Genomic DNA, 22135 nt, shown 5'->3' on the forward strand with positions numbered 1-22135 from the left:
TCGTGGCTGTTCACGAGATCCCGAACTCCTTGCCGAGCAGGTCGAACATTTCGTCGTCCGAAGCCGCGAGGACGACGTCGCCGGCGACGCGGTCGGACCGCATCCCGTCGAGCAGCCCGTGCAGCCGGCGGGTGAGGTCGTCCTTGCGGACGTCGCTGAGCTGGGCGCCCGCCAGCGCCCGTTCCAGCCGGTCCAGTTCTTCGGTCAGCGGATCGGTCGCCGGCCGGTCCGCCGGCACCAGCTCGGTCCGCAGGAACTGCGCGAGCGCGAGCGGCGTCGGGTGGTCGAAGACGATGCCCTGCGCCAGGTTCAGCCCGGTGCGGCGAGCCAGGAGGTTGCGGAACTCGACCGCGCTCAGCGAGTCGAAGCCGAGACCGCCGAACTTGGCCTCCGGCTCGATCGCATCCGGTGACGCGTGCCCGAGGATCATCGCGGCCGCCGTCCGCACCGCGCGGGACAGCGTGCTGACTCGCTCCGGTTCGGACATCGCGGCGAGTTCGTCGACGAGCGACGTCTCCGTGGATTCAGGTTCGCGCCGCGCGGCCTCGACGGCGGCGCGGGCGGCCGGGACCCCGTCGAGCAGGTGCGTCATCCGCATCAGCGCCATGCCGGGCGCGTAACGGCTCCAGTCGATGTCGGCGACGGTCAGCGAGACGTCGCCGCGGCGCAGGGCCTCGCCGAGGGCGAGGATCGCGCGTCTCGGCGCGAGGGCCGCGGCACCACTGCGGCGCATCCGTTCCTGGATCGCCGGGTCGGCGGCCATGCCGACCTCGCCCCAGGCGCCCCAGGCGACCGACGTCGCGGCCAGCCCGTCCCGGGCACGTTGTTCGGCGAGGGCGTCGAGCACGGCGTTGGCGGCGGCGTAACTACCCTGGCCGGGCCCGCCGACGGTGCCGGCGATCGAGGCGAACAGCACGAACATGCTCAGGTCGTGGTCCGCGGTCAGCTCGTGCAGGTTGAGCGCGGCGGCCGTCTTGGGCCGCAGCACGGTCTCGAACCGGCCCGGGTCGACGGCGTCGACCACGCAGTCGTCGAGCACACCGGCGGCGTGCACCACACCGCGCAGCGGGAACTCGGCGGGCAGCCCCTGGATGAGGCCGGCCAGCGCCGTCTTGTCGGAGACGTCGCAGGCGGCGACGGTCACGCGAGCACCGGCCGCCGTCAGGTCGTCGGCCAGGTCACGCGCACCCGGCGCGTCGAGGCCGCGACGGCTGGTGAGCACGATGTGCCCGGCGCCTTCGTCGGCGAGCCAGTGCGCGAGCTTGCCGCCCAGCGCGCCGGTACCACCGGTGACGATGACCGTGCCGTCCTTCGGGACGGCGGCCCGGTCCGGCACCGGCGCTCCGGCCGGGGCGGGGACGAGACGGCGGACGTGCGCGCCACCGGGGCGCAGCGCGAGCTGGTCCTCCTCCCCCGCCGCGGCCAGCGTCGCGGGCAGGCGGGTGAGCGCACGGGGGTCGAAGTCGGCGGGCAGGTCGACGAGGCCGCCCCAGCGGCCGGGGTACTCCATCGCGGCCACCCGGCCCAGGCCCCAGACGGCGGCCTGCGCCAGGCTCCCGGCGGCGTCGGCCGGGCCGATCCGGACGGCGCCGGTGGTGACGCACCACAGCGGCGCGTCGACGCCGGCGTCACCGAGGGCCTGGACGAGCGCGGCCGTCGTCGCAAGTCCGGCCGGCACCGACGGCGTATCGGCCGCGGGTTCCTCGTCGAGCGCGAGCAGGGACAAGACCCCCGCTGGGCGCGGGAAGCTTTCGAGCAGGGCGGTGATCCGGTCGTGGAGGACGTCGCGGTCCGGGGTGTCGACGACCAGCCGGACGGTGTCGGCGCCGAGCGCGTCGACGATGACGTCGATCCGCTCGTCGCCGTCGAGGGCGGCGGGGACGGCGACCAGCCAGTCTTCCCGGCGCGGCGCGGCGGTGGCCGTCAGGGGCTGCCAGTCGACGCGGTAGCGCCAGCCGTCGGTGATCGTGCGGTCCACGTGGCCCTTGCGGCGTGCGGAAAGCGCGGGCAGGACGCGGGCGAGTTCGTCGGCGTTCGCGTCGAGTTCGGCCGCCAGCCCGGTGAAGTCGGCGCCGTCGAGAGCCGCCCAGAACTCCTCGTCACCGCCGCTCTCCACCGGCGTCGCGACGGCCGCCGGTTGCGGCCAGAAGCGCTCGCCCGCGAACGGGTACGTCGGCAGGACGACACCCCACGCGTCGGCCCCGGCGAAGAACGCGTCCCAGGCCACGTCGACGCCGTCGGTGTGCAGGCGGGCCAGCGCGGTGACGACCGTGGTCTCTTCGTCGCGACCTGATCGCAGCAGCGGCACGAGCACGGCGTCGTCGAGGATCTCCGCGGCCATGCCGGACAGCACGCCGTCCGGGCCGACCTCGACGAACCGGGTGACACCACGGGCGGCGAGATCGGCGACGACGTCACCGAAGCGGACGGTCTGGCGGACGTGGTCGACCCAGTACTGCGCGGTGGCCAGCAGCTCACGCTCGGGCCGCCCGGTCACGGCGGACACGATCGCCCGCCGCGGCACACGCAGGTCGAGCCCGGCGACGACCTTCGCGAAGTCGTCCAGCATCGGTTCCATCAGCGGCGAGTGGAAGGCGTGGCTGACGGTGATCCGCCGCGCCTTCTCGAAGTGCGCGGCGACGGCTTCGGCGGCCGCTTCGGTCCCGGCGATCACGACGGACGCGGGCCCGTTGACCGCGGCGAGCGAGACGTCGGGGCCGAGCAACGGCAGCACCTCGTCGGCGCTCGCCCGCAGCGCGATCATCGCGCCGCCCTCCGGCAGCTCCTGCATCAGCCGGGCGCGGGCGGCGACGAGCGTGCACGCGTCTTCCAGGGACAGCACCCCGGCACCGTGCGCGGCGGCGATCTCGCCGATCGAGTGGCCGGCGAAGTGGTCGGCCCGCACGCCCCAGGACTCGATCAGCCGCAGCAGTGCGACTTCCAGCGCGAAGATCGCGGGCTGCGCCCAGCCGGTGGTGTCGAGCAGCGCCGCGTCGTCGCCGAAGACGACGTCACGCAGTGATCCGTCGAACTGCGCGCAGACCTCGTCGAAGGCGTCGCGGAAGACCGGGAAGCGGGTGTGCAGCTCGCGGCCCATGCCGAGCCGCTGCGCGCCCTGCCCGGTGAACAGCAGTGCGAGGCCACCGTCGCGGGCCGTGCCCTCGACGACGTTCCCGGACTCGTCCCCGGCGGCCAAGGCGGCCAGGCCGGACCTGAGCGCGGCCGGGTCGGCGCCGACGACGACCGCGCGGTGGGCCAGCGCGGCACGTCGGGTCGCGAGGGCGAGCCCGGTGGCGGCGAGCGGCGCGGTCTCCGCGTCGATCAGCCGGGCGGCCTGGGCCTGCAGCGCGGAGCGGCTCGCCGCGGACAGCACCCACGGGACGACCGCGGGTTCCGGGTCCGGCTTCCGCGCCGGGGCGGCCGGGGCCTGTTCCAGGACGACGTGGGCGTTCGTGCCGCTGACGCCGAAGGCGGAGACGCCGGCGCGGCGCGGGCGCTCGGCGGCGGGCCACGGCGTCGGCTCGGTGACCAGCTCGATGGCGCCGGTCGTCCAGTCCACATGGGACGACGGGGCGTCGACGTGCAGGGTCGGCGGGACGACGCCGTGGCGCATCGCCTGGACCATCTTGATGATCCCGCCGACCCCGGCGGCCGCCTGCGTGTGGCCGATGTTGGACTTGAACGACCCGAGCAGCAAGGGGTTATCGCGGTCCTGGCCGTAGGTGGCCAGCAGCGCCTGGGCCTCGATCGGGTCACCCAGCGTGGTGCCGGTGCCGTGCGCCTCGACGACGTCGACGTCCGATGTGGACAGTCCGGCGTCCTCCAGCGCGGCGCGGATGACCCGGCGCTGGGACGGGCCGTTGGGGGCGGTGATGCCGTTGGACGCGCCGTCGGAGTTGACCGCGGAACCGCGCACCACGGCGAGGACCTCGTGACCGTTGCGACGGGCGTCGGAGAGGCGTTCGACGACGAGCATGCCGACGCCTTCGGCCCAGCCGGTGCCGTCGGCCGCGTCGGCGAACGCCTTGCAGCGCCCGTCCGGGGCGAGGCCGCCCTGCTGGCTGGTGCCGAGGAAGTAGTTGGCGCTGGACATCACGAGCACGCCGCCGACGATGGCGAGCGAGCACTCGCCGCCCCGTAGCGCCTGGCTCGCGAGGTGCAGCGCGACGAGCGACGACGAACAGGCCGTGTCGACGGTCATCGACGGGCCTTCGAGGCCCAGCACGTAGGACACCCGGCCGGAGACAGCGCTGGCCGCGTTGCCGAGGCCCGCGTGCGCGCCGACGTCGGCGTCGCTGCCGGCGAGCACGCTCGCGTAGTCCTGGCCGTTGGTGCCGACGAACACGCCGGTCGCGCTGGCACGCAGGCCGAGCGGGTCGATCCCGGCGTCTTCCAGGGCCTCCCACGACGTCTCGAGCACCTGGCGCTGCTGCGGGTCCATGGCGAGGGCCTCGCGGGGCGAGATGCCGAAGAAGGAGGCGTCGAAGCGGTCGATCTCTTCGAGGAAGCCGCCGTAGGTGGTGGCGGACGCGCCCGCGGCGAGCGTGGCGAGGTCCCAGCCGCGGTCGGCGGGGAACGGGCCGACGGCGTCGTCGCCGTTCGAGACCATGGTCCAGAGGTCGGCCGGGGACCGGACGCCGCCGGGGTAGCGGCAGCTCATGCCGACGATGACGACCGGGTCGTCACCGCGCGCCCGGGTCCGGCGGACCGGGCCGGTGCGCTCGGCTTCCCCGAAGAGGCCGGCGAGCAGCAGCTGGGCGACGTCGGCCGGGGTGGGGTGGTCGAACACGAGCGTGGCCGGCAGGTCCAGGGTCGTCGCGGCGGTCAGGCGGTTGCGGAGTTCGACCGACATCATCGAGTCGAAGCCGAGGTCGGTGAACGGCTGGCCGGTACCGACCGCGCCGGTGTCGCCGTGACCGAGCACGGCGGCGACGGTCGTGCGGACCAGGTCTTCGGCCGCGCGGGTGCGGTCGGCCTCGCCGAGGTCGGCCCAGTTCCCGGCCAGCGGGCTGGCGGCGACGCGCGCGACCGGCCCGGCAGCGAGGTCCGGCAGGTCGGCCAGGCCGGTGCCGCCGGCGAACTCGACCGCACCGGCCAGGAACACCGGCCGATCGGCAGAGTCGAGCAGGGCCAGGCTCACGGACGCGTCACCGAGCGGCGCCACCCGCAGCCGCAGCCGGGTCATGCCCTGGGCGTGCAGCGAAACGCCGCGCCAGACCCGGGGTTCCGGGGCGGGCTCGCCGTCGGCGACGCAGGCGCGCAGCGCCTCGGCCAGCAGCAGCGGGTGGAGGTCGAAGTGCCCGTCGAGGGTGTCCGGCAGGGTGATGTCCGTGCGGTACGCGCCTTCGGTGAGCACCGCGGGTTCCGGGCCGGGGCCGGCGGCGAGGGTGCCGGTGGCGTGGTGGGTCCAGTCCGGCACGTCGGTGCCGGCGGGCGCGCTGTGGACGTCGATCGGGCGGCCGCCGTCGGCCTCGGGCGGGCCGACGCGCACCTGCAGGACCAGGGCGTCGGACGGGCCGAGCACCAGCGGCGTGGTAAGCGTCAGTTCGGTGATCTCCGGGCAGCCGAGGTTGCGGGCCGCGCGCAGGGCGAGTTCGAGGAACCCGGTGCCGGGGAAGGTGATCCGGCCGGCGTCGAGGTGCGCGGCGAGCCACGGCTGGGTGGCCAGCGACAGCGTGCCGGTGAGCAGGGACTCGGTCGTCCCGGCGACGTCGAGGGCGGCGCCCAGCAGCGGGTGGCGGACGGCCGCGAGGCCGAGCCCGGCGGCGTTGCCGGCGCGGACGGTGAGCGTGGGCCAGTACCGCTCGCGCTCGAACGGGTAGGTGGGCAGGTCGACCAGGCGGGCCCCGGCGAGCACGGCCGTCCAGCCGACGGTGCCGCCGCCGACGTGCAGCGCGGCGAGCCCGGTGACCAGCGCGGTGTCCTCGTCGTGGTCACGGCGGGACAGCGGCACGACGACGGCCGCGTCGACCAGGCCGGACAGCACGGCGTCCGGGCCGACCTCGGCGAACCGCGTCACGCCGGCTTCGGTGAGCCGGGACAGGGCGTCGCCGAAGCGGACGGTGTCGCGCACCTGCCGGACCCAGTACTCCGGGTCGGTGACGTCGCCGGCCGAGACGACCGGAACGCGCGGGGTGGCGAAAGCGAGTTGCGCGACGACCTGGCGGAACTCGTCCAGCATCGGCTCCATCAGGACCGAGTGGAACGCGTGCGAAACGCGCAGGCGGCGGTGCTTGGCGAACTTCGCCGCGACCGCGACGACGGCGTCCTCGACGCCGGAGAGCACGACCGACTCCGGGCCGTTGACGGCGGCGATGTCGACGCCGTCCGCCAGCACCAGCTGAACGTCCACTTCGGACGCGCGCACGGCGACCATCACGCCGCCCTCGGGCAGCGCGCCCATCAGCCGGGCCCGGGCCGCGACCAGCGTGCAGGCGTCGTCGAGGGTCAGGACGCCGGCGACGTGCGCGGCGGCGATCTCGCCGACCGAGTGCCCGGCGACGTGGTCCGGGCGCACGCCCCAGGTGTCGAGGAGCCTCGCCAGCGCGACCTCGAAGGCGAAGAGCGCGGGCTGCGCGAACTCCGTCCGGTCGATCCGGTCGTCGCCGAGGGCGTCACGCAGGTCCGGGAACCGCTCGACGATCTCGTCGAAGGCGGCCGCGAAGACCGGGTAGACCTCGGCCAGGCGGCGGCCCATGTCGCGGTGCTGGGCGCCCTGGCCGGAGAAGAGGAACGCCGTCTCGCCGCGGACCGCGGACGCCGTTGTCACGCCGGGAGCCGCACCCTTGTCGAGCCAGCCGCGCAACGCTTCGCGCAGGGTCGCGGAGTCCGGGCCGACGGCGGCCAGGCCGTGCTCGAACCCCGCGCGCGTCACCGCCGAGGACAGGGCGACGTCGGCGGCGGGTGTCGTGTCGGTGGTAGCGGCGAGAAGGCGCTCGACCTGGGCCCGCAACGCCGTCTCGGAGCGGGCCGAGGCGAACCACGGCACCGGGCCCGCGGTGGTCGTGGGCTCGACGGCTTCGGGCTCGGGAGCCTGCTCGACGATGGTGTGGGCGTTGGTGCCGCTGACCCCGAACGACGACACCGCCGCGCGGCGCGGCCGGTCGGTCTCGGGCCAGGACACCTGCTCGGTCACCGGGGTGACGGCGCCGGCGGACCAGTCCACCTCGGACGACGGCGTCTCGGCGTGCAGCGTGCGCGGCACTTCGCCGTGGCGGATCGCCATGACCATCTTGATGATCCCGGCGACCCCGGCGGCGGCCTGGGTGTGGCCGAAGTTCGACTTCACCGAGCCCAGCAGCAGCGGGGTCTCGCGGTCCTTGCCGTAGGTCGCGAGCAGCGCCTGCGCTTCGATCGGGTCGCCGAGTTTCGTGCCGGTGCCGTGGGCTTCCACGACGTCGACGTCGTTCGTCGTCAGGCCGGACGCGGCGAGCGCGGAGCGGATCACGCGCTGCTGCGACGGTCCATTGGGGACGGTCAGGCCGCTGCTGGCGCCGTCGGAGTTCACGGCGGTGCCGCGCAGCACGGCGAGCACCGGGTGGCCGTGGCGCTGCGCGTCGGAAAGCCGTTCCAGGACGAGGATGCCGGCACCTTCGGACCAGCCGACGCCGTCGGCGCCGTCGGCGAACGCCTTGCAGCGGCCGTCCGGCGCGAGGCCGCCCTGCTTGCTGAACTCCGCGAAGGCCTCGGGCGTCGCCATCACCGTGACGCCGCCGGCGAGCGCGAGGGAGCACTCGCCGGAGCGCAGGGACTGCGTCGCCCAGTGCGCGGCGACCAGCGAGGACGAACAGGCGGTGTCGACGGTGACCGAGGCGCCTTCGAACCCGAAGGCGTAGGCGATCCGGCCGGACAGGACGGCGGCGGTGTTGCCGGTGCCGGTGTGCCCTTCGACGGTCTCGCCGGAGGCGGCGAGGAGCTTGCCGTAGCTCTGGCCGTTGGTGCCGACGAAGACGCCGGTGCGGCTGCCGCGCAGGCTCGCGGGGACGATCCGGGCGCGTTCGAGGGCCTCCCAGGTGACCTCCAGCAGCACGCGCTGCTGCGGGTCCATGGCGAGGGCCTCGCGCGGGGAGATGCGGAAGAACCCGGCGTCGAAGCGGTCGGGCTCGTCGACGAAGCCGCCGCGCCAGGCGTCGACGTCACCGAGGCTGACGGTGCTGCGGTCGACGCCGGCGAGCAGCGCGTCCCAGCCGCGGCCCGCGGGCAGCGGGCCGATCGCGTCGGTGCCGGCCGCGACGAGGTCCCACAGCTGCTCCGGCGAACAGACGCCGCCGGGGAACCGGCAGCCGATCCCGATCACGGCGATCGGCTCGGACGCGGCCGTCTCGAACTCGCGCACGCGCTGCCGGGACCGGTGCAGGTCGGCGGTGACGCGCTTGAGGTAGTCACGAAGCTGGCTCTCGCTAGCCATCCTGGCCTCTCGGTGTCGTCCGGACGGGTCCGGCGGCGCCGGATCCCGGGGCCGGGTCCGGATTCCGCATCGCGTGAGTCAAACCCACCCCACGCCCGCAAACCCTTAGTCTTTCCAGCCGCCCCCGGCGGCCACACCGGCCGACACGCGCGCGGGAGCGGCCAACACGCCGACGCCCCGGCCACTCCCGGCGGCGTGTTGGCCGCTCCGGGCACCGAAATCGCCCCTCCGGCGCCGAGTCCGCAGCTCCGGGCGCTGTGTCGGCCGCTCCCCGGCACCGAGCCGGCGACTCCGCGCACCAAGTTGGCCCTCCCGGCACCGAGGTGGCCGCCTTGGGCTGAAAGTCGGCCCTTACCGGCCGCACCCGATGCTGTGTCGGCCACTCCGGGCACTGTGTCGGCCGCTCCCGGCGGGGAGTCGGCCACCACCGGCACCGAGTTCGCCGCGCCGAGCGGCAAGGTGGCACACCGCGCGCCGCAGCCGACCGTTCCCCGGCGCCGTGTCAGCCGCTCCGGGCGCCGTGTCGGCCGCTCCCCCATCGCCGCGGACCGCGCGCAACAGTAGGTAAATCACGGAAACTCCGCTGTTACGGTCGCCCGGTCCGCGCGCTTCCCGTCCGTGAAAGGTGCTCGACCATGAGCCGAGATCGGCGCCCGATCCTCTTCGTCAGCTCGCCGGACAGCGGACTGATCAACCCCCAGCTGGTGCTCGCCGCCGAGCTCTCCCGGCGCGGCGTTCCCGACCTGTACTTCGCGACGAGCGACAACCGCCGGGACGAGGTGGAGGCGATCGGGACCGTCGCGTTCCGGTCGCTCGGCGCGCCGATCCCCGAGCTGTCCTCGGGTGCCTGGGACGACGAGACCTACGCGGCCGTCACCCAGCAGTCCCGCTGGAAGGCGCACAAGGCGCTGATGCGCCAGACCTTCGACACCCGCTTCCGCAACGCGACCTACCGCGCGCTCGAGGAGATCGTCCGCGAGGTCGAGCCGGCGCTGATGGTGATCGACTCCCTGCTGCACGCGGGCTTCGAGCTGGCCGTCACCTACGGGATCCCCTACGTCGTGAGCGCGCCGTTCTCGCCGAGCAACCTCGTCAACAAGCTCCCGAAGACCTACCCCGCCCCGCACTCCGGGCTGCCGCAGGACATGACGCCCAAGCAGCGCCGGGAGAACAACGCCTTCCGCCGCCGCCGCGGCCGTCTGTTCATCGCGGACTCGCTGCTGCGCAAGCGGGTCGTCGAATACGTCAAGTCCAACAAGGAGCTGGGCGTGTCGCGGCTGGCCGCGAAGTACACGTCCCGGATCGACCAGGCCCGGCTGGTGTTCAGCTACACGCTGGCCGAGCTCGACTACCCGCTCGAGATCCCGGAGCACTTCCGGATGCTCGGCGCGATCCTGCCGCCGATCCCGGAGCTGCCGGCCGAGCAGGACGTCAAGGGCTGGCTCGACCGGCACGAATCCGTGGTGTACATGGGGTTCGGCACGGTCGCCCGGCTGGGCGCGACCGAGGTCGCGAACCTCGTCGAGGTCGTGCGGCGCCTCTACGGCGACCACTCCGTGCTGTGGCGGCTGCCCGCCGCGGCCCACAAGCTCCTGCCCGACGACCTGCCCGCGAACCTGCGGATCGAGAAGTGGCTGCCGTCGCAGCTGGACGTCCTCGCCCACCCGCACGTGCGCGCCCACTTCACCCACGGCGGCGGCAACGGGTTCGTCGAGAGCCTCTACTTCGGCAAGCCGCTGCTGACCCGTCCGCTGTTCGTCGACTGCTACGACCAGGCCGTCCGCGGCCGGGACCTCGGCGTCGGCCTTGTGGTCGACCGGCCCGAGATCGTCGACGTCGACGACACCGTCGCGAAGCTGACCGAAGTGCTGCGGAACCCCGAGTTCACCACCCGGGCCCGGGAAATCGCCCGGCTGCAGCACGAACCCGGCCGCGGCCGCGAAGCCGCCGCCGACCTGCTGCTGTCCCTCGTCGCAGACGAGCCGGCCGCGCAGTCACCCACCCCGTCGGCCCGGCTCGCCCGGTGACCGGCCGGCGCACCCGGAGGTATCGATGATCAAGGCCCAGGGGCTGGCCCGGACGTTCACCGCGCAGGGCCGCACGGTCGAGGCGGTGCGCGGTGTCGACCTGGACGTCGGCGCCGGCGAGATCGTGGCGTTCCTCGGCCCGAACGGCGCCGGGAAGACCACGACCATGCGCATGCTGACGACGTTGATCAAGCCGACGGCCGGCACCGCCACCATCGCCGGCGCCGACCTGCTCACCGAACCGACGAGCGTGCGCCGGCACATCGGCTACGTCGCCCAGGGCGGCGGCACGGTCGAAGAGCGCAAGGTCAGCGAGGAGCTGGTGCTGCAGGGCCGGTTGTACGGCCTGAACAAGTCCGACGCGCTCGAGCGGGCGCGGGACACCTCGCACCAGCTCGACCTCGACGGCCTGCAGGACCGCCTCACGGTGACGCTCTCGGGCGGCCAGCGACGCCGGCTCGACCTGGCGCTCGGCATGGTCCACAGCCCGACGCTGCTGTTCCTCGACGAGCCCACGACCGGCCTCGACCCGCAGAGCCGCGCCCACCTGTGGAGCCACATCCGGCGGCTGCGTGACGAGCAGGGCGTCACCGTGTTCCTCTCGACGCACTACCTCGACGAGGCCGACGCGCTGGCCGACCGCATCCAGATCATCGACAACGGCGTGATCGTCGCCGAGGACACCCCCGACGCGCTGAAGTCGCGGCTGCTCGGCGACGGCGTCGAGGTCACGGTGCCCGAGGAGCTCGCGGACCACGCCGAGCTGGTCGTCGCCGGCCTGGGTTCGGCGGAACGGCTGCGGCGCGACGGCGCGACCCTGCACTTCCAGGTCGCGCACAGCGAGGAGGTCCTCTCGCCGCTGGTCCGGGCGCTGGACCGGGCCGACATCCCGCTGGTCGCGCTGCGCGTCCAGCGGCCGACGCTCGACGACGTGTTCTTCACCCTGACCGGCCGGAGCCTGCGCGAGCCGGCCGCCGCCGGACTCGAACCCGACGGAGTCACCGATGCTGCGTGAAGCGATCCTGATCTACCGCAGCGAACTGGCCGTCACGCTGCGGAACAAGCCGTACCTGATGATGGGCATGATCCAGCCGGTGCTGTACCTGGTGCTGTGCGGGCCGCTGCTGGCGGTGCTGGTGACGCGCGCGCCGGGCACCCCGGCGGGCACGTCGTGGGTGGACCTGACCCCGGCGCTGATCGTCCAGATCGCGGCGACCAACGGCATCTACGGCGGCTACATCCTGCTGAGCAACCTCCGCAACGGCACCCTGGACCGGCTGCGCGTCACCCCGGTCAGCCGGACGTCGCTGAGCCTGGGCAAGGCCCTGCCGTCGGTGACGCTGTCGCTGATCCAGAGCGTGATCATCCTGGTACTGGCAGGCGGCGTCTTCGGCGTCTCGCTGAGCATCGTGGGCGTGCTGCTGGTGCTGGCGATCGCGGCCCTGACGTCGATGACGATCGCCTGCTGCTCGCACGCGATCGTGCTGAAGCTGAAGAACGAGGACGCGTTCTCGTCGCTGGTGAACATCGCGATCCTGCCGCTGACGCTGCTGTCGGGCATCCTGCTCCCGATCACCCCCGACCGCGCCCCGACGTGGCTGTACGTCCTGTCGCGCTTCAACCCGCTCGCGTACATCGTGGACATCAGCCGGGCCAGCTTCCGCGAAACGCTCCCGCTGGTCCCGACCCTGATGGGTGCGGTGGTCATCATCGCGCTGGCGGCGTTGGCCCTGCGCTGGAACACCCGCACCTTCCAGACCGAAACCGCCTAAGCTCCACACGAAAGCCGGGCCGGGACACACTCCCCGGCCCGGCTTTCTGCTGCCCGCACCCGTGTCGTCGCTCCAATCACGTGTCGTCGCCCCAATCACGCGTGTCGACCCTCTGATCACGCGTGTCGACCCTCCAAGCACACGATGACCGTTCCCGCTCCTTGTGATGGAAGCGCCGACACGCGTGATTGAGGGGTCAACTCGCGTGATTGGGAGGTCGACACGACGAAACCGGGGCCGTCGGCGTTCGCAGGCGGCCCCGGTTCGGTCTTGGGTTAGGAGAGTTCGGAGTCGATCAGGCGGAACAGCTCGCCGTCGCTGGCGGAGTCCAGGGAATCCAGGAACTCGTCGCCGCCGGCGTCCAGGCGGTCCAGTAGGGAGCGGAGGCGGGTGGTCAGGGTGGTGACGGCTGATGGGGTCAGGGCCGGGTTTTCCGCCAGTTGCTCGAAGCGGGTCAGCTCCGACAGGACTCGCTCCGCGGGGTCGGTCTCCTCCGGGCTCAGGAGGTCGCGCAGGTGCTCGCTCAGGTCGCGGGGGTTGGGGTGGTCGAACAGGACCGTCGCCGGGAGGGTGAGGCCCGTCGCGTAGCTGAGGCGGTTGCGCAGCTCCACCACCGTCAGCGAGTCGAAGCCGATCTCGGTGAAGCCGACGTCCGGGTCGATCGCCTGCGGGGTGTTGTGGCCCAGCACGCTCGCCGCCAGTTCGCGGACCAGGCCCAGCAGCTCCTTCTGCTGCGCCGCGGGCTCGAGGTCGCCCAGCTGCGGCACGAACGACCGCAGGCCCTCTTCGCTGATCTTGGCCGTGCGGCGGACCTTCGGGACCAGCCCGTGCAGCACCGGCGGGACGACGTGGCCGCGCAGGATCGCGAGGTCCAGGGCCACCGGGACGATGGTCGCGGTACCGGCGCGAAGAGCCGCGTCGAACAACGCCAGGCCCTCCTCCGGACGCAGGCGCCGCATGCCGGACTTCTCCAGCCGCTGCGCGTCGACGTCGGCGAGCGTGCCCGCCATGCCGTCCGCCTGAGCCCACGGGCCCCACGCCAGCGACAACGCCGGCCGCCCTTCGTCACGCCGGAGTTCGGCCAGCGCGTCGAGGAACGAGTTGGCCGCCGCGTAGTTGCCCTGGCCGACGCCACCGAGCAGGCCGCTCGCCGACGAGTACAGGACGAACGCCGAGAGGTCGAGTTCGCGGGTCAGGTCGTGCAGGTTCCAGGCGCCGTCCACCTTGGGACGCAACACCTTCTTCAGCCGCGCCGGGGTCAGCGAGCCGACGACGCCGTCGTCGAGGACGCCGGCCGTGTGCACGATCGCCGTCAGCGGGTGGTCGACGGGCACCGACGCGAGCAGGTCCACGACGTCCTCGCGGTCCGATGTGTCGCACGCGGCGACCCGGACGTCGGCGCCGAGTTCCTTCAGCTCCGCCACCAGTTCCGCGGCCCCGGCGGAGCCGAGTCCGCGACGGCTGGCGAGCAGCAGGTGCCGGACGCCGTGGGTGGTGACGAGGTGCCGGGCCAGCAGCCGGCCCAGTCCCCCGGTGCCGCCGGTGACGAGCACCGTGCCGTCCCCGAGGTCGAAGTCCGCACCCGCGGTGACCGCCCGCACCAGGCGAGCGCGGTGCGGGACGCCGTCGCGCACCGAGATCTGGGTCTCCCCCGACGCCACGACGACGGGCAGCACACCCGCATCCGACGCGCCGAGGTCGGCCAGCAGGAACCGGCCCGGGTTCTCCGACTGCGCGGCCCGGACGAGCCCGTGCACGGCCGCGGCGACCGGGCCGCCGCCGCGGGTGACGAACACCGCCGTGACGCCGTCGAGGCCCTCGGCAGCCAGGAGGAACTGCAGCTGGTCCAGCACGGTCGCGGTCGCGCGGTGCGTGACGGCGGCCAGGTCGTCGCCCTCGGTCGCGACCGGGATGACGAGCACGGCGTCGTCGCTCGCCGCGGCCACCAGGCCGGACAGGTCGGCGTGGGTTTCGGCGTCCGGGAAGCCCGCGGAGTCGCCGAGCACGAGCCAACGGGCCGCATGAGGCGACGGCGTCTCGGGCAGCGGCGTCCATTCCAGGTGGAACAGCGAGTCGGAGCCCGATTCTCGCGGCGCGACGGCGGCTTCGCCGAGCACCACCGTCTCCGCCGACGCGACGAGCGCGCCGGCGGCGTCGGTGAGGTCGAGCGCGATCGTGTCCTCGGCCGTGCGCCGGACGTGGACGCGAGCGGCCGCGGCACCGGCGGCGTGCAGTGCGAACCGCGTCCAGCCGGTTGCCGCGCGGGGCGTGGAATCCAGCAGCGACACGGCTTGCAGCGCCGCGTCGAGCAACGCCGGGTGGAGCCCGAACTTGACGGCGTCGTCCTGCCGCTCGGCGGGCAGCGCGATCTCCGCGAACACCTCGTCCGCGGCCAGCCACGCCGTCCGCAGGCCGCGGAACGCGGCGCCGACGACGTGCCCGCGCTCGGCGAGCCCGTCGTAGAAGTCCTCGAGATCGACCTCGGTCGCGTCCGGCGGCCACGTCGTGTCGACCGCGGGTTCGCCGGCGCCCATCGAGAGCCGGCCGGACGCGGTGCGCGTCCACGACGCCTCGCCGACACCCTCGGGCCGGGTCCAGATGGTCAGGTCCCGGTCACCCGCGGGGTTCGCGGCACCGACGACGACCTGGGCGTGCACCCCGCCGACCGGCGGCAGCGTCAACGGCGTCTCGACGGTCAGCTCGGCGACGACGTCGCAGCCGACCTCGTCACCCGCCCGCACGGCGAGTTCGACGAACCCGGCCTCCGGGAACACGATCGTCCCGTCGACGGTGTGGTCGGCCAGCCACGGCTGCACCTGCGGCGACAGCGCGCCGGTGAACAGGAACCCGCCGGACTCCGGCAGCGCGACCCCGGCGCCGAGCAGCGGGTGCTCGGCGGAGTGCAGGCCGGACAGGCGCAGGTCGCCGCCCGCGCCGTGGAACCCCTCGGGCCAGTACCGATCGGCGGCGAAGGGGTAGGTGGGCAGGTCGACCGGGACGCCGCCGCCGAAGAACGCGGCCCAGTCCAGGGGCACGTTCCGGGCGTGCAGGCGGGTCAGCGCGGTGGTCAGCGCGCGGCACTCGTCGCCGTCGGCGCGAACGGCCGCGACGACCTCCCCCGCGTCCTCGGCCAGGCTGTCGGCCGCCATCGCGGCGGCGACGCCGTCCGGGCCGACGTCGAGGAACGTCGTCGCACCGGCCTCGGCGAGCGTGGTGACGGCGTCCGCGAACCGGACGGCCTCGCGCGCCTGGCGCACCCAGTACTCCGGCGAGTCCAGCTCGGTCGCGAGGGCGCCGGTGACGCCCGAGACGACCGGGATCGACGGCGCCGCGAACTCCAGCTCCGCCACGACCTTGCCGAACTCGTCCAGAGCGGGCTCGATCAGCGGCGAGTGGAAGGCGTGGGAGACCGACAGCCGCCGCGTCTTCGCGAAGTGCGCACCCAGCGTGAGCACGGCTTCTTCGGTGCCGGAGACGACGACGGACCGCGGGCCGTTGAGGGCGGCGATGGCGACGTCGCCGGTGAGCAGCGGCCGGACCTCGTCCTCGGTCGCCACGAGCGACAGCATCGCGCCGCCGGGCGGCAGGGCCTGCATGAGCCGGCCGCGCGCGGCGACCATCCGGCATGCGTCGGCCAGGCTCAGCACGCCGGTGACGTGCGCGGCCGCGATCTCGCCGATCGAGTGTCCCGTCACGAAGTCCGCCCGCACGCCCCACGACTCGAGGAGCCGGTAGAGCGCGACCTCGAAGGCGAAGATGGCGGGCTGCGCGTAACCGGTCTCGTCGAGCAGCTCGGTGTGGTCGCCGTGCAGTACGGAGCGCAGCGGGCGGTCGAGTTCGACGTCGAGGTGGGCGAGCACGGCGTCGAGCGCGTCGGCGAACACCGGGTACGCGGCGGCGAGGTCACGGCCCATGCCCGGACGCTGGCTGCCCTGCCCGGCGAACAGGATCGCGAGCTTCCCGCCGGCCGGTCCGGCCGCGGTGGGCGCCCGGGTTCCGCGCGCCAGCACGGTGAGGCCGTCGAGGAGTTCGTCCCGGTCGCCCGCGACGAGACCGGCGCGGTGGTCGAACCGCGCGCGGCCCGCGAGCGCGGCGGCCAGGTCGGCGACGGCGACGTCCGGGTGCTCGGTGACGAACGCGGCCAGGCGGTCGGCCTGCGCCGCGAGCTGGTCGGGTGTGCGAGCCGAGACCACGACAGGCACCGGACCGGCGACCGACGCAGGCATCGATTCCACAGCCGTGGCCTGTTCCAGGATCACGTGCGCGTTCGTGCCGCTGACACCGAACGACGACACGCCCGCGCGGCGCGGCCGTCCCGTCTCGGGCCAGTCCTGCTGGTCGCCCAGCAGGGTGACGGCGTCGGGCTGCCAGTCCACTTTGGACGTCGGTGCGTCGAGGTGCAGGGTCTTCGGCAGCACGCCGTGGCGGATGGCCTCGACCATCTTGATCACCCCGGCGACGCCGGCGGCGGACTGCGAGTGGCCGATGTTGGACTTGATCGAGCCGAGCAGCAGCGGCCGTTCGCGGCCGGCGCCGTAGGCGGCGATCAGGGCCTGGGCCTCGATCGGGTCGCCCAGCTGGGTGCCGGTGCCGTGCGCCTCGACGGCGTCGACCTCGGTGCCGGTCAGGCCCGCGTTGGCCAGGGCCTGGCGGATGACGCGCTGCTGCGACGGCCCGTTCGGGGCGGTGAGGCCGTTGGACGCGCCGTCGGAGTTGACCGCGGTCCCGCGCACCACAGCCAAGGGCGTGTGGCCGTTGCGGACGGCGTCGGACAGGCGCTCCAGCAGGAGCAGGCCGGTGCCCTCGGACCAGCCGGTGCCGCCCGCGGCCTCGTCGAACGACCGGCAACGGCCGTCCGCCGCGAGCCCGCCCTGGTAGCTGAACTCGACGAACGCGCTGGGCGTCGCCATCACGGTGACCCCGCCGGCGACGGCCAGGGAGCACTCCCCGGCCGCCAGGGCGCGCGCGGCCATGTGCAGCGCGACCAGCGAAGACGAGCACGCGGTGTCGACGGTGACCGACGGGCCTTCGAGGCCGAACAGGTAGGAGATCCGGCCGGACAGGACACTCGTGGCCGCGCCGGTGAGCAGGTGCCCGGCCAGCTCCGGCGGCGGCGAATAACCGTTGCCGGAGCCGCCGACGTAGACGCCGGTGTCGCTGCCGCGCAGGCTGTCCGAGGCGACGCCGGCGCGTTCGAACAGCTCCCAGGCCGTTTCGAGGAGCTGGCGCTGCTGCGGGTCCATGGCCAGGGCTTCGCGGGGCGAGATGCCGAAGAAGCCGGCGTCGAAGTCGGCGACGCCGTCGACGAACCCGCCTTCCTGGACGTACGACATGCCGCCGCTGAGGCCGAGCAGGTCCCAGCCGCGGTCGACGGGGAACTCGGTGATCGCGTCGGTGCCGTCGGCGACGAGGCGCCACAGGTCCTCGGGCGAGCGGACGCCACCCGGGTAGCGGCAGCTCATGCCGACGATGACGATCGGGTCGCCGTCGACGATCCCCGACGCCGCCGGGGCGGCCGTGAGGTCGCCGCCGCCGAGCAGCTCGGTCGCCAGCAGGCGCGCGACGGCGTCCGGGCGCGGGTGGTCGAACACGAGAGTGGACGGCAGCGTGAGGCCGGTCGCGGCGTTGATCCGGTTCCGCAGTTCCACCGAGGTGAGCGAGTCGAAGCCGAGGTCGCGGAACGGGCGGCGGGCCTCTATGGCGGCGCCGCCCGCGTAGCCGAGCAGGCCGGCGACCTGGTCGCGGACGAGGTCGAGCAGCGCGTCTTCGCGTTCACGCTCGGACAGGCCACTCAGCCGGTCCAGCAGCGCCGACGCGGTAGAGACGGCGTCGGCGGACGGGCCTTCCGCCAGTTCGCGCACCTCGGGCAGCTCGTCGAGCAGCGTGCCGGACCGGCGGGAGGTCAGGGCCGGGACGAACCGGTCCCACCGGACGTCGGCGAGCACGACGGCGGTGTCGTCGTGGGCGACGGCTTGGCCGAGGGCCAGCAGCGCCTGGTCCGGGTCGAGCGGCGGCAAACCGCGCGCCCGCAGGAATTCGGCGGTCTCCTCGTCGGCGGCGACGCCGGTACCGGCCCACGCGCTCCAGGCGATCGACGTCGCGGCCAGGCCGCGGTCGCGGCGGTGCCGGGCCAGGGCGTCAAGCCCGGTGTCGACGGCGGCGCGGTCGCGCTGGCCTTCCGCGCCCCAGATCGCGGACACCGACGAGAACAGCACGAACGCTTCGAGGTCGTGGTCGGCGAGGACGTCGTCGAGGAGGACGGCGGAGTCGTAGGCACCGGCTTCCGCCATCCCGGCGGTGTGCAGTACGGCGGTCAGGGGCCGATCCTCGGGCACGGTGGCGAGCAGGGCGGTCAGCGCGTCGCGGTCGGCGAGGTCTTCCGGGCCCGCGTGCAGCACATTGACGTCGGTGAGCCAGCGCGTGACGTGCTCGCCGAACCCTTCGTGGCCGCCGGTGACCAGGACGGTCCCGTGCGGGCGCCACGGTTCTGCTGCTCCCCCGGCCGCGGAGCGGACCAGACGGCGGCCGAACAACCCGGACGCGCGCACGGCGACCTGGTCCTCCGGCCCGCCGACGGCGGCGGCAAACCGGGCCGCAGCGCGCGCGTCGAGCGTCTCGGGCAGGTCGATCAGGCCGCCCCAAGCACGCGGGAACTCCAGGGCCAGCACCCGCCCGGCGCCCCAGAGTGCGGCGCGGGCGGGGTTGTGGACCGGCTCGGAGCGGCCGACTGACACCGCGCCGCGGGTGACGCACCACAGCGGCACGACGGCCTCGGCTTCGGCCAGCGCCTCGGTGAGCGCGGCTGTGGTGGCGAAGGACGTCCCGTCGAGGTCGAGCAGCGAGAGGACGCCGGTGTAGTCCTGGCCCGGCAACGCTTCGCGCAAGGCCTCGACGGCGTCGGTCTCGACGCGGACCTGGACGGCGTTCAGCGTGTCGAGGGCTTCCGCGATGTCGGCGGGCAGGTCGGCGGGCACGAGCGCGAGCCACCGGCCCGGCGCGGACGTCTCGGCCGACAACGGCTTCCACGTGATGCGGTAGCGCCAAGCGTCCACAGCGGACTGTTCGCCGCGGCGGCGTCGCCACGACGAGAGCGCGGGCAGCACGCGGGTGAGCGCGTCCTCTTCGACGTCGAGGGTGGTGCTAAGCGCGGCGAAGTCGGCGTCGTCGACAGCGGTCCAGAATTCGGCCACGGCCGGGTCCGCGGCCGCGTCGGCCGAGGCCGGCTCGGGCCAGTAGTACTCGTGCTGGAAGGCGTAGGTGGGCAGCGGGACGATGTGCGCGCCGGTGGCCAGCAGCGCCTTCCAGTCCGGGCTGACGCCGCGGACGTGCGCCTCCGCGACCGACGTCAGGAACCGGTCGAGGCCGCCGTTGTCGCGGCGCAGGGTGCCGGTGACGACCGCGCGGGCGTCGGCGGATTCGGCGGTGTCCTGGATCGCGACGGCCAGCACCGGGTGCGAGCTGATCTCGAAGAACACCTGGTACTGCAACGAAAGCAGCTCACGCACGGCGTCTTCGAAGCGGACGCGCTGACGCAGGTTCCGGTACCAGTAGGCGGCGTCCATCTTGGTCGTGTCGAACCAGTCGCCGTCGACCGTGGAGAAGAACGGGATGTCCGACTGCCGCGGCGCAAGGCCGGCCAGCGCGGTGTGCAGCTCCTGCTCGATCAGCTCGACGTGCGCGGAGTGCGACGCGTAGTCGACGTCGACGCGGCGGACGCGGATCTCGGCCGCGGTCAGCTCGGCGATGAGCTGCTCCCCCGCCTCCGGGTCCCCGGCGACGACGACGGACGACGGGCTGTTGACCACGGCGACCGAAAGCTTGCCCTCGTACGGCGTCAGCCGCGCCTCGACGTCGGCGACCGGCAGGGCCACCGAGATCATGCACCCGGCACCGGCCAGCCGGCGGGCGATGGCCTGGCTGCGCAACGCGACGACGCGGGCGGCGTCGGCCAGGCTCAGCGCACCGGAGACGCAGGCGGCCGCGATCTCGCCCTGGGAGTGGCCGGCGACGGCGTCCGGCCGGATGCCGGCGGACTGCCAGAGCGCGGCCAGGCCGACCATCACGGCGAACGACGCGGGCTGGATGACGTCGACCCGGTCCAGCTTGGGCGCGTCGTCGTCACCGCGCAGGACGGCGGTCAAGGACCAGTCGACGTGCGCGGACAAGGCTTCTTCGCACTCGGCGATCCGGGCCGCGAATACGGGCGACTCGGCCAGGAGCCGCGCGCCCATGCCGGCCCACTGCGCGCCCTGGCCGGGGAAGACGAAGACGATCTGGCCGTCGACGTCGGCGGCGCCGGTGGTGACAACCGGGTCCGGGGTGCCGGAGGCGAGTGCCGCGAGGCCCACGCGGGGGTCGTCGGCGACGATCACCGCGCGGTGGTCGAGGGCGGCGCGGGACGCGGCCAGCGACCACGCGACGTCGGGCGCGTTGAGGTCGCCGTCGCCGAGGTGCGCCAGCAGGCGCGCGGCCTGGGCTTTCAAGGCGGCTTCGGTGCGTCCGGCCAGGACGAACGGGCGGACGCCGGCAGGCGCGGTCTCCCCGGCGGTCGCGTCGGCGGGTTCGGCCTGTTCGAGGATGACGTGGGCGTTGGTGCCGCTGATGCCGAACGACGAGACGGCGGCGCGGCGCGCGCGGTCCACCTCCGGCCAGGCGGTGTTTTCGGTGACGACCTCGACGGCGCCCGCCGTCCAGTCCACCTGGGACGACGGGCCGTCCAGGTTGACCGACTTCGGCACGACGCCGTGGCGCAGCGCCTGGACCATCTTAATCACACCCGCGACACCGGCGGCGGCCTGGGTGTGGCCGATGTTCGACTTCACCGAGCCGAGCAGCAGCGGCGTCTCGCGGCCGCGGCCGTAGGTGGCCAGTAGGGCCTGCGCCTCGATCGGGTCGCCCAGGGGTGTGCCGGTGCCGTGGCCTTCGACGACGTCCACATCGGACAGTCCGAGCCCGGCGCCGGTCAGCGCCTGCCGGATGACCCGCTGCTGCGACGGGCCGTTGGGGGCGGTGATGCCGTTGGACGCGCCGTCCTGGTTGACGGCGGAGCCGCGCAGCACGGCGAGGACTTCGTGGCCGTTGCGACGCGCGTCCGTCAGGCGTTCCAGCATGACCAGGCCGACACCCTCGGACCAGCCGACGCCGTCCGCGGCGTCCGCGTAGGACTTGCAGCGGCCGTCGCGGGCGAGGCCGCCCTGCGCGGAGAAGTCGACGAACGAGCCCGGCGTCGCCATGATCGTGACACCGCCGGCGAGGGCCAGGTCGCAGTCGCCCGCCCGCAGCGCCTGCGCGGCCCAGTGCATCGCGACCAGCGACGACGAGCACGCCGTGTCGATCGTGACAGCGGGGCCTTCGAGGCCCAGCGAATACGACACGCGGCCGGACATGACGCTGCCCGCGGTGCCGACGCCGAGGAAGCCGAGGGCCTCGTCGGGGAACTGGGCGCCTTGGCCGTAGTCGTGGTACATCACCCCGGCGAAGACGCCGGTTTTGCTGCCGCGCAACGAAAGCGGGTCGACGCCGGCGCGCTCGACGGCCTCCCACGACGTCTCCAGCAAGAGGCGCTGCTGCGGGTCCATCGCCAGGGCTTCACGCGGCGAGATGCCGAACAGGCCCGGGTCGAACTTCCCGGCGCCGTCGACGAAACCGCCTTCGCGGACGTAGGAGCGGCCGCGCTCGTCGCCGAACAGCGAATCCAGGTCCCAGCCGCGGTCCTCGGGGAACCCGGCGATGCCGTCGCCCCCGGACAGGACGAGGTCCCACAGGTCCTCCGGCGACCGCACGCCACCCGGGTAGCGGCACGCCATCGACACGATCGCGACCGGCTCCTGCTCCGCCGACTCCAGCTCCTCGACCCGCTTGCGCGTCTTGGCGAGGTCGGCGGTGACCCACTTGAGGTATTCGACGAGCTTCTTGTCCTCGGTCATGGC

5 protein-coding genes are annotated in these 22135 nt (G+C 73.9%); 3 read left to right on the forward strand and 2 right to left on the reverse strand.

Features of this window, described 5'->3' with window-relative positions; translation table 11 throughout:
* Positions 1-10: 10 nt before the first annotated feature.
* Positions 11-8407: a type I polyketide synthase gene (locus OHS58_RS13490; RefSeq protein WP_328648436.1), complete on the reverse strand. Its 8397-nt coding sequence runs from the start codon at positions 8405-8407 to the stop codon at positions 11-13.
* 635 nt (positions 8408-9042) lie between these two features.
* Here OHS58_RS13490 and OHS58_RS13495 point away from each other — a divergent pair.
* Genes OHS58_RS13495 through OHS58_RS13505 form a run of 3 tightly spaced genes read left to right on the forward strand, consistent with a single transcriptional unit; the run spans position 9043 to position 12206 of the window.
* Positions 9043-10434: a glycosyltransferase gene (locus OHS58_RS13495; protein WP_328648437.1), complete on the forward strand. Its 1392-nt coding sequence runs from the start codon at positions 9043-9045 to the stop codon at positions 10432-10434.
* A 25-nt stretch (positions 10435-10459) separates the two neighbouring features.
* Positions 10460-11449 carry an ATP-binding cassette domain-containing protein gene (locus OHS58_RS13500; RefSeq protein ID WP_328648438.1) on the forward strand — a complete coding sequence of 330 codons (990 nt, stop codon included), beginning with the start codon at positions 10460-10462 and terminating at the stop codon, positions 11447-11449.
* Positions 11439-12206 (forward strand): ABC transporter permease, encoded by a 768-nt coding sequence (locus OHS58_RS13505; RefSeq protein ID WP_326949528.1) that lies wholly within the window; start codon positions 11439-11441, stop codon positions 12204-12206. Before OHS58_RS13500 ends, OHS58_RS13505 begins: the two co-directional genes overlap by 11 nt.
* Positions 12207-12481: 275 nt before the next feature.
* On the opposite strand, the gene OHS58_RS13510 is transcribed toward OHS58_RS13505, so the two are convergent.
* Positions 12482-22132: an SDR family NAD(P)-dependent oxidoreductase gene (locus OHS58_RS13510; protein WP_328648439.1), complete on the reverse strand. Its 9651-nt coding sequence runs from the start codon at positions 22130-22132 to the stop codon at positions 12482-12484.
* Between the last annotated feature and the right edge of the window lie 3 nt (positions 22133-22135).

Origin of the sequence: Amycolatopsis sp. NBC_00348 (genome assembly GCF_036114655.1) — a bacterium.
Taxonomy (GTDB): Bacteria; Actinomycetota; Actinomycetes; order Mycobacteriales; family Pseudonocardiaceae; genus Amycolatopsis.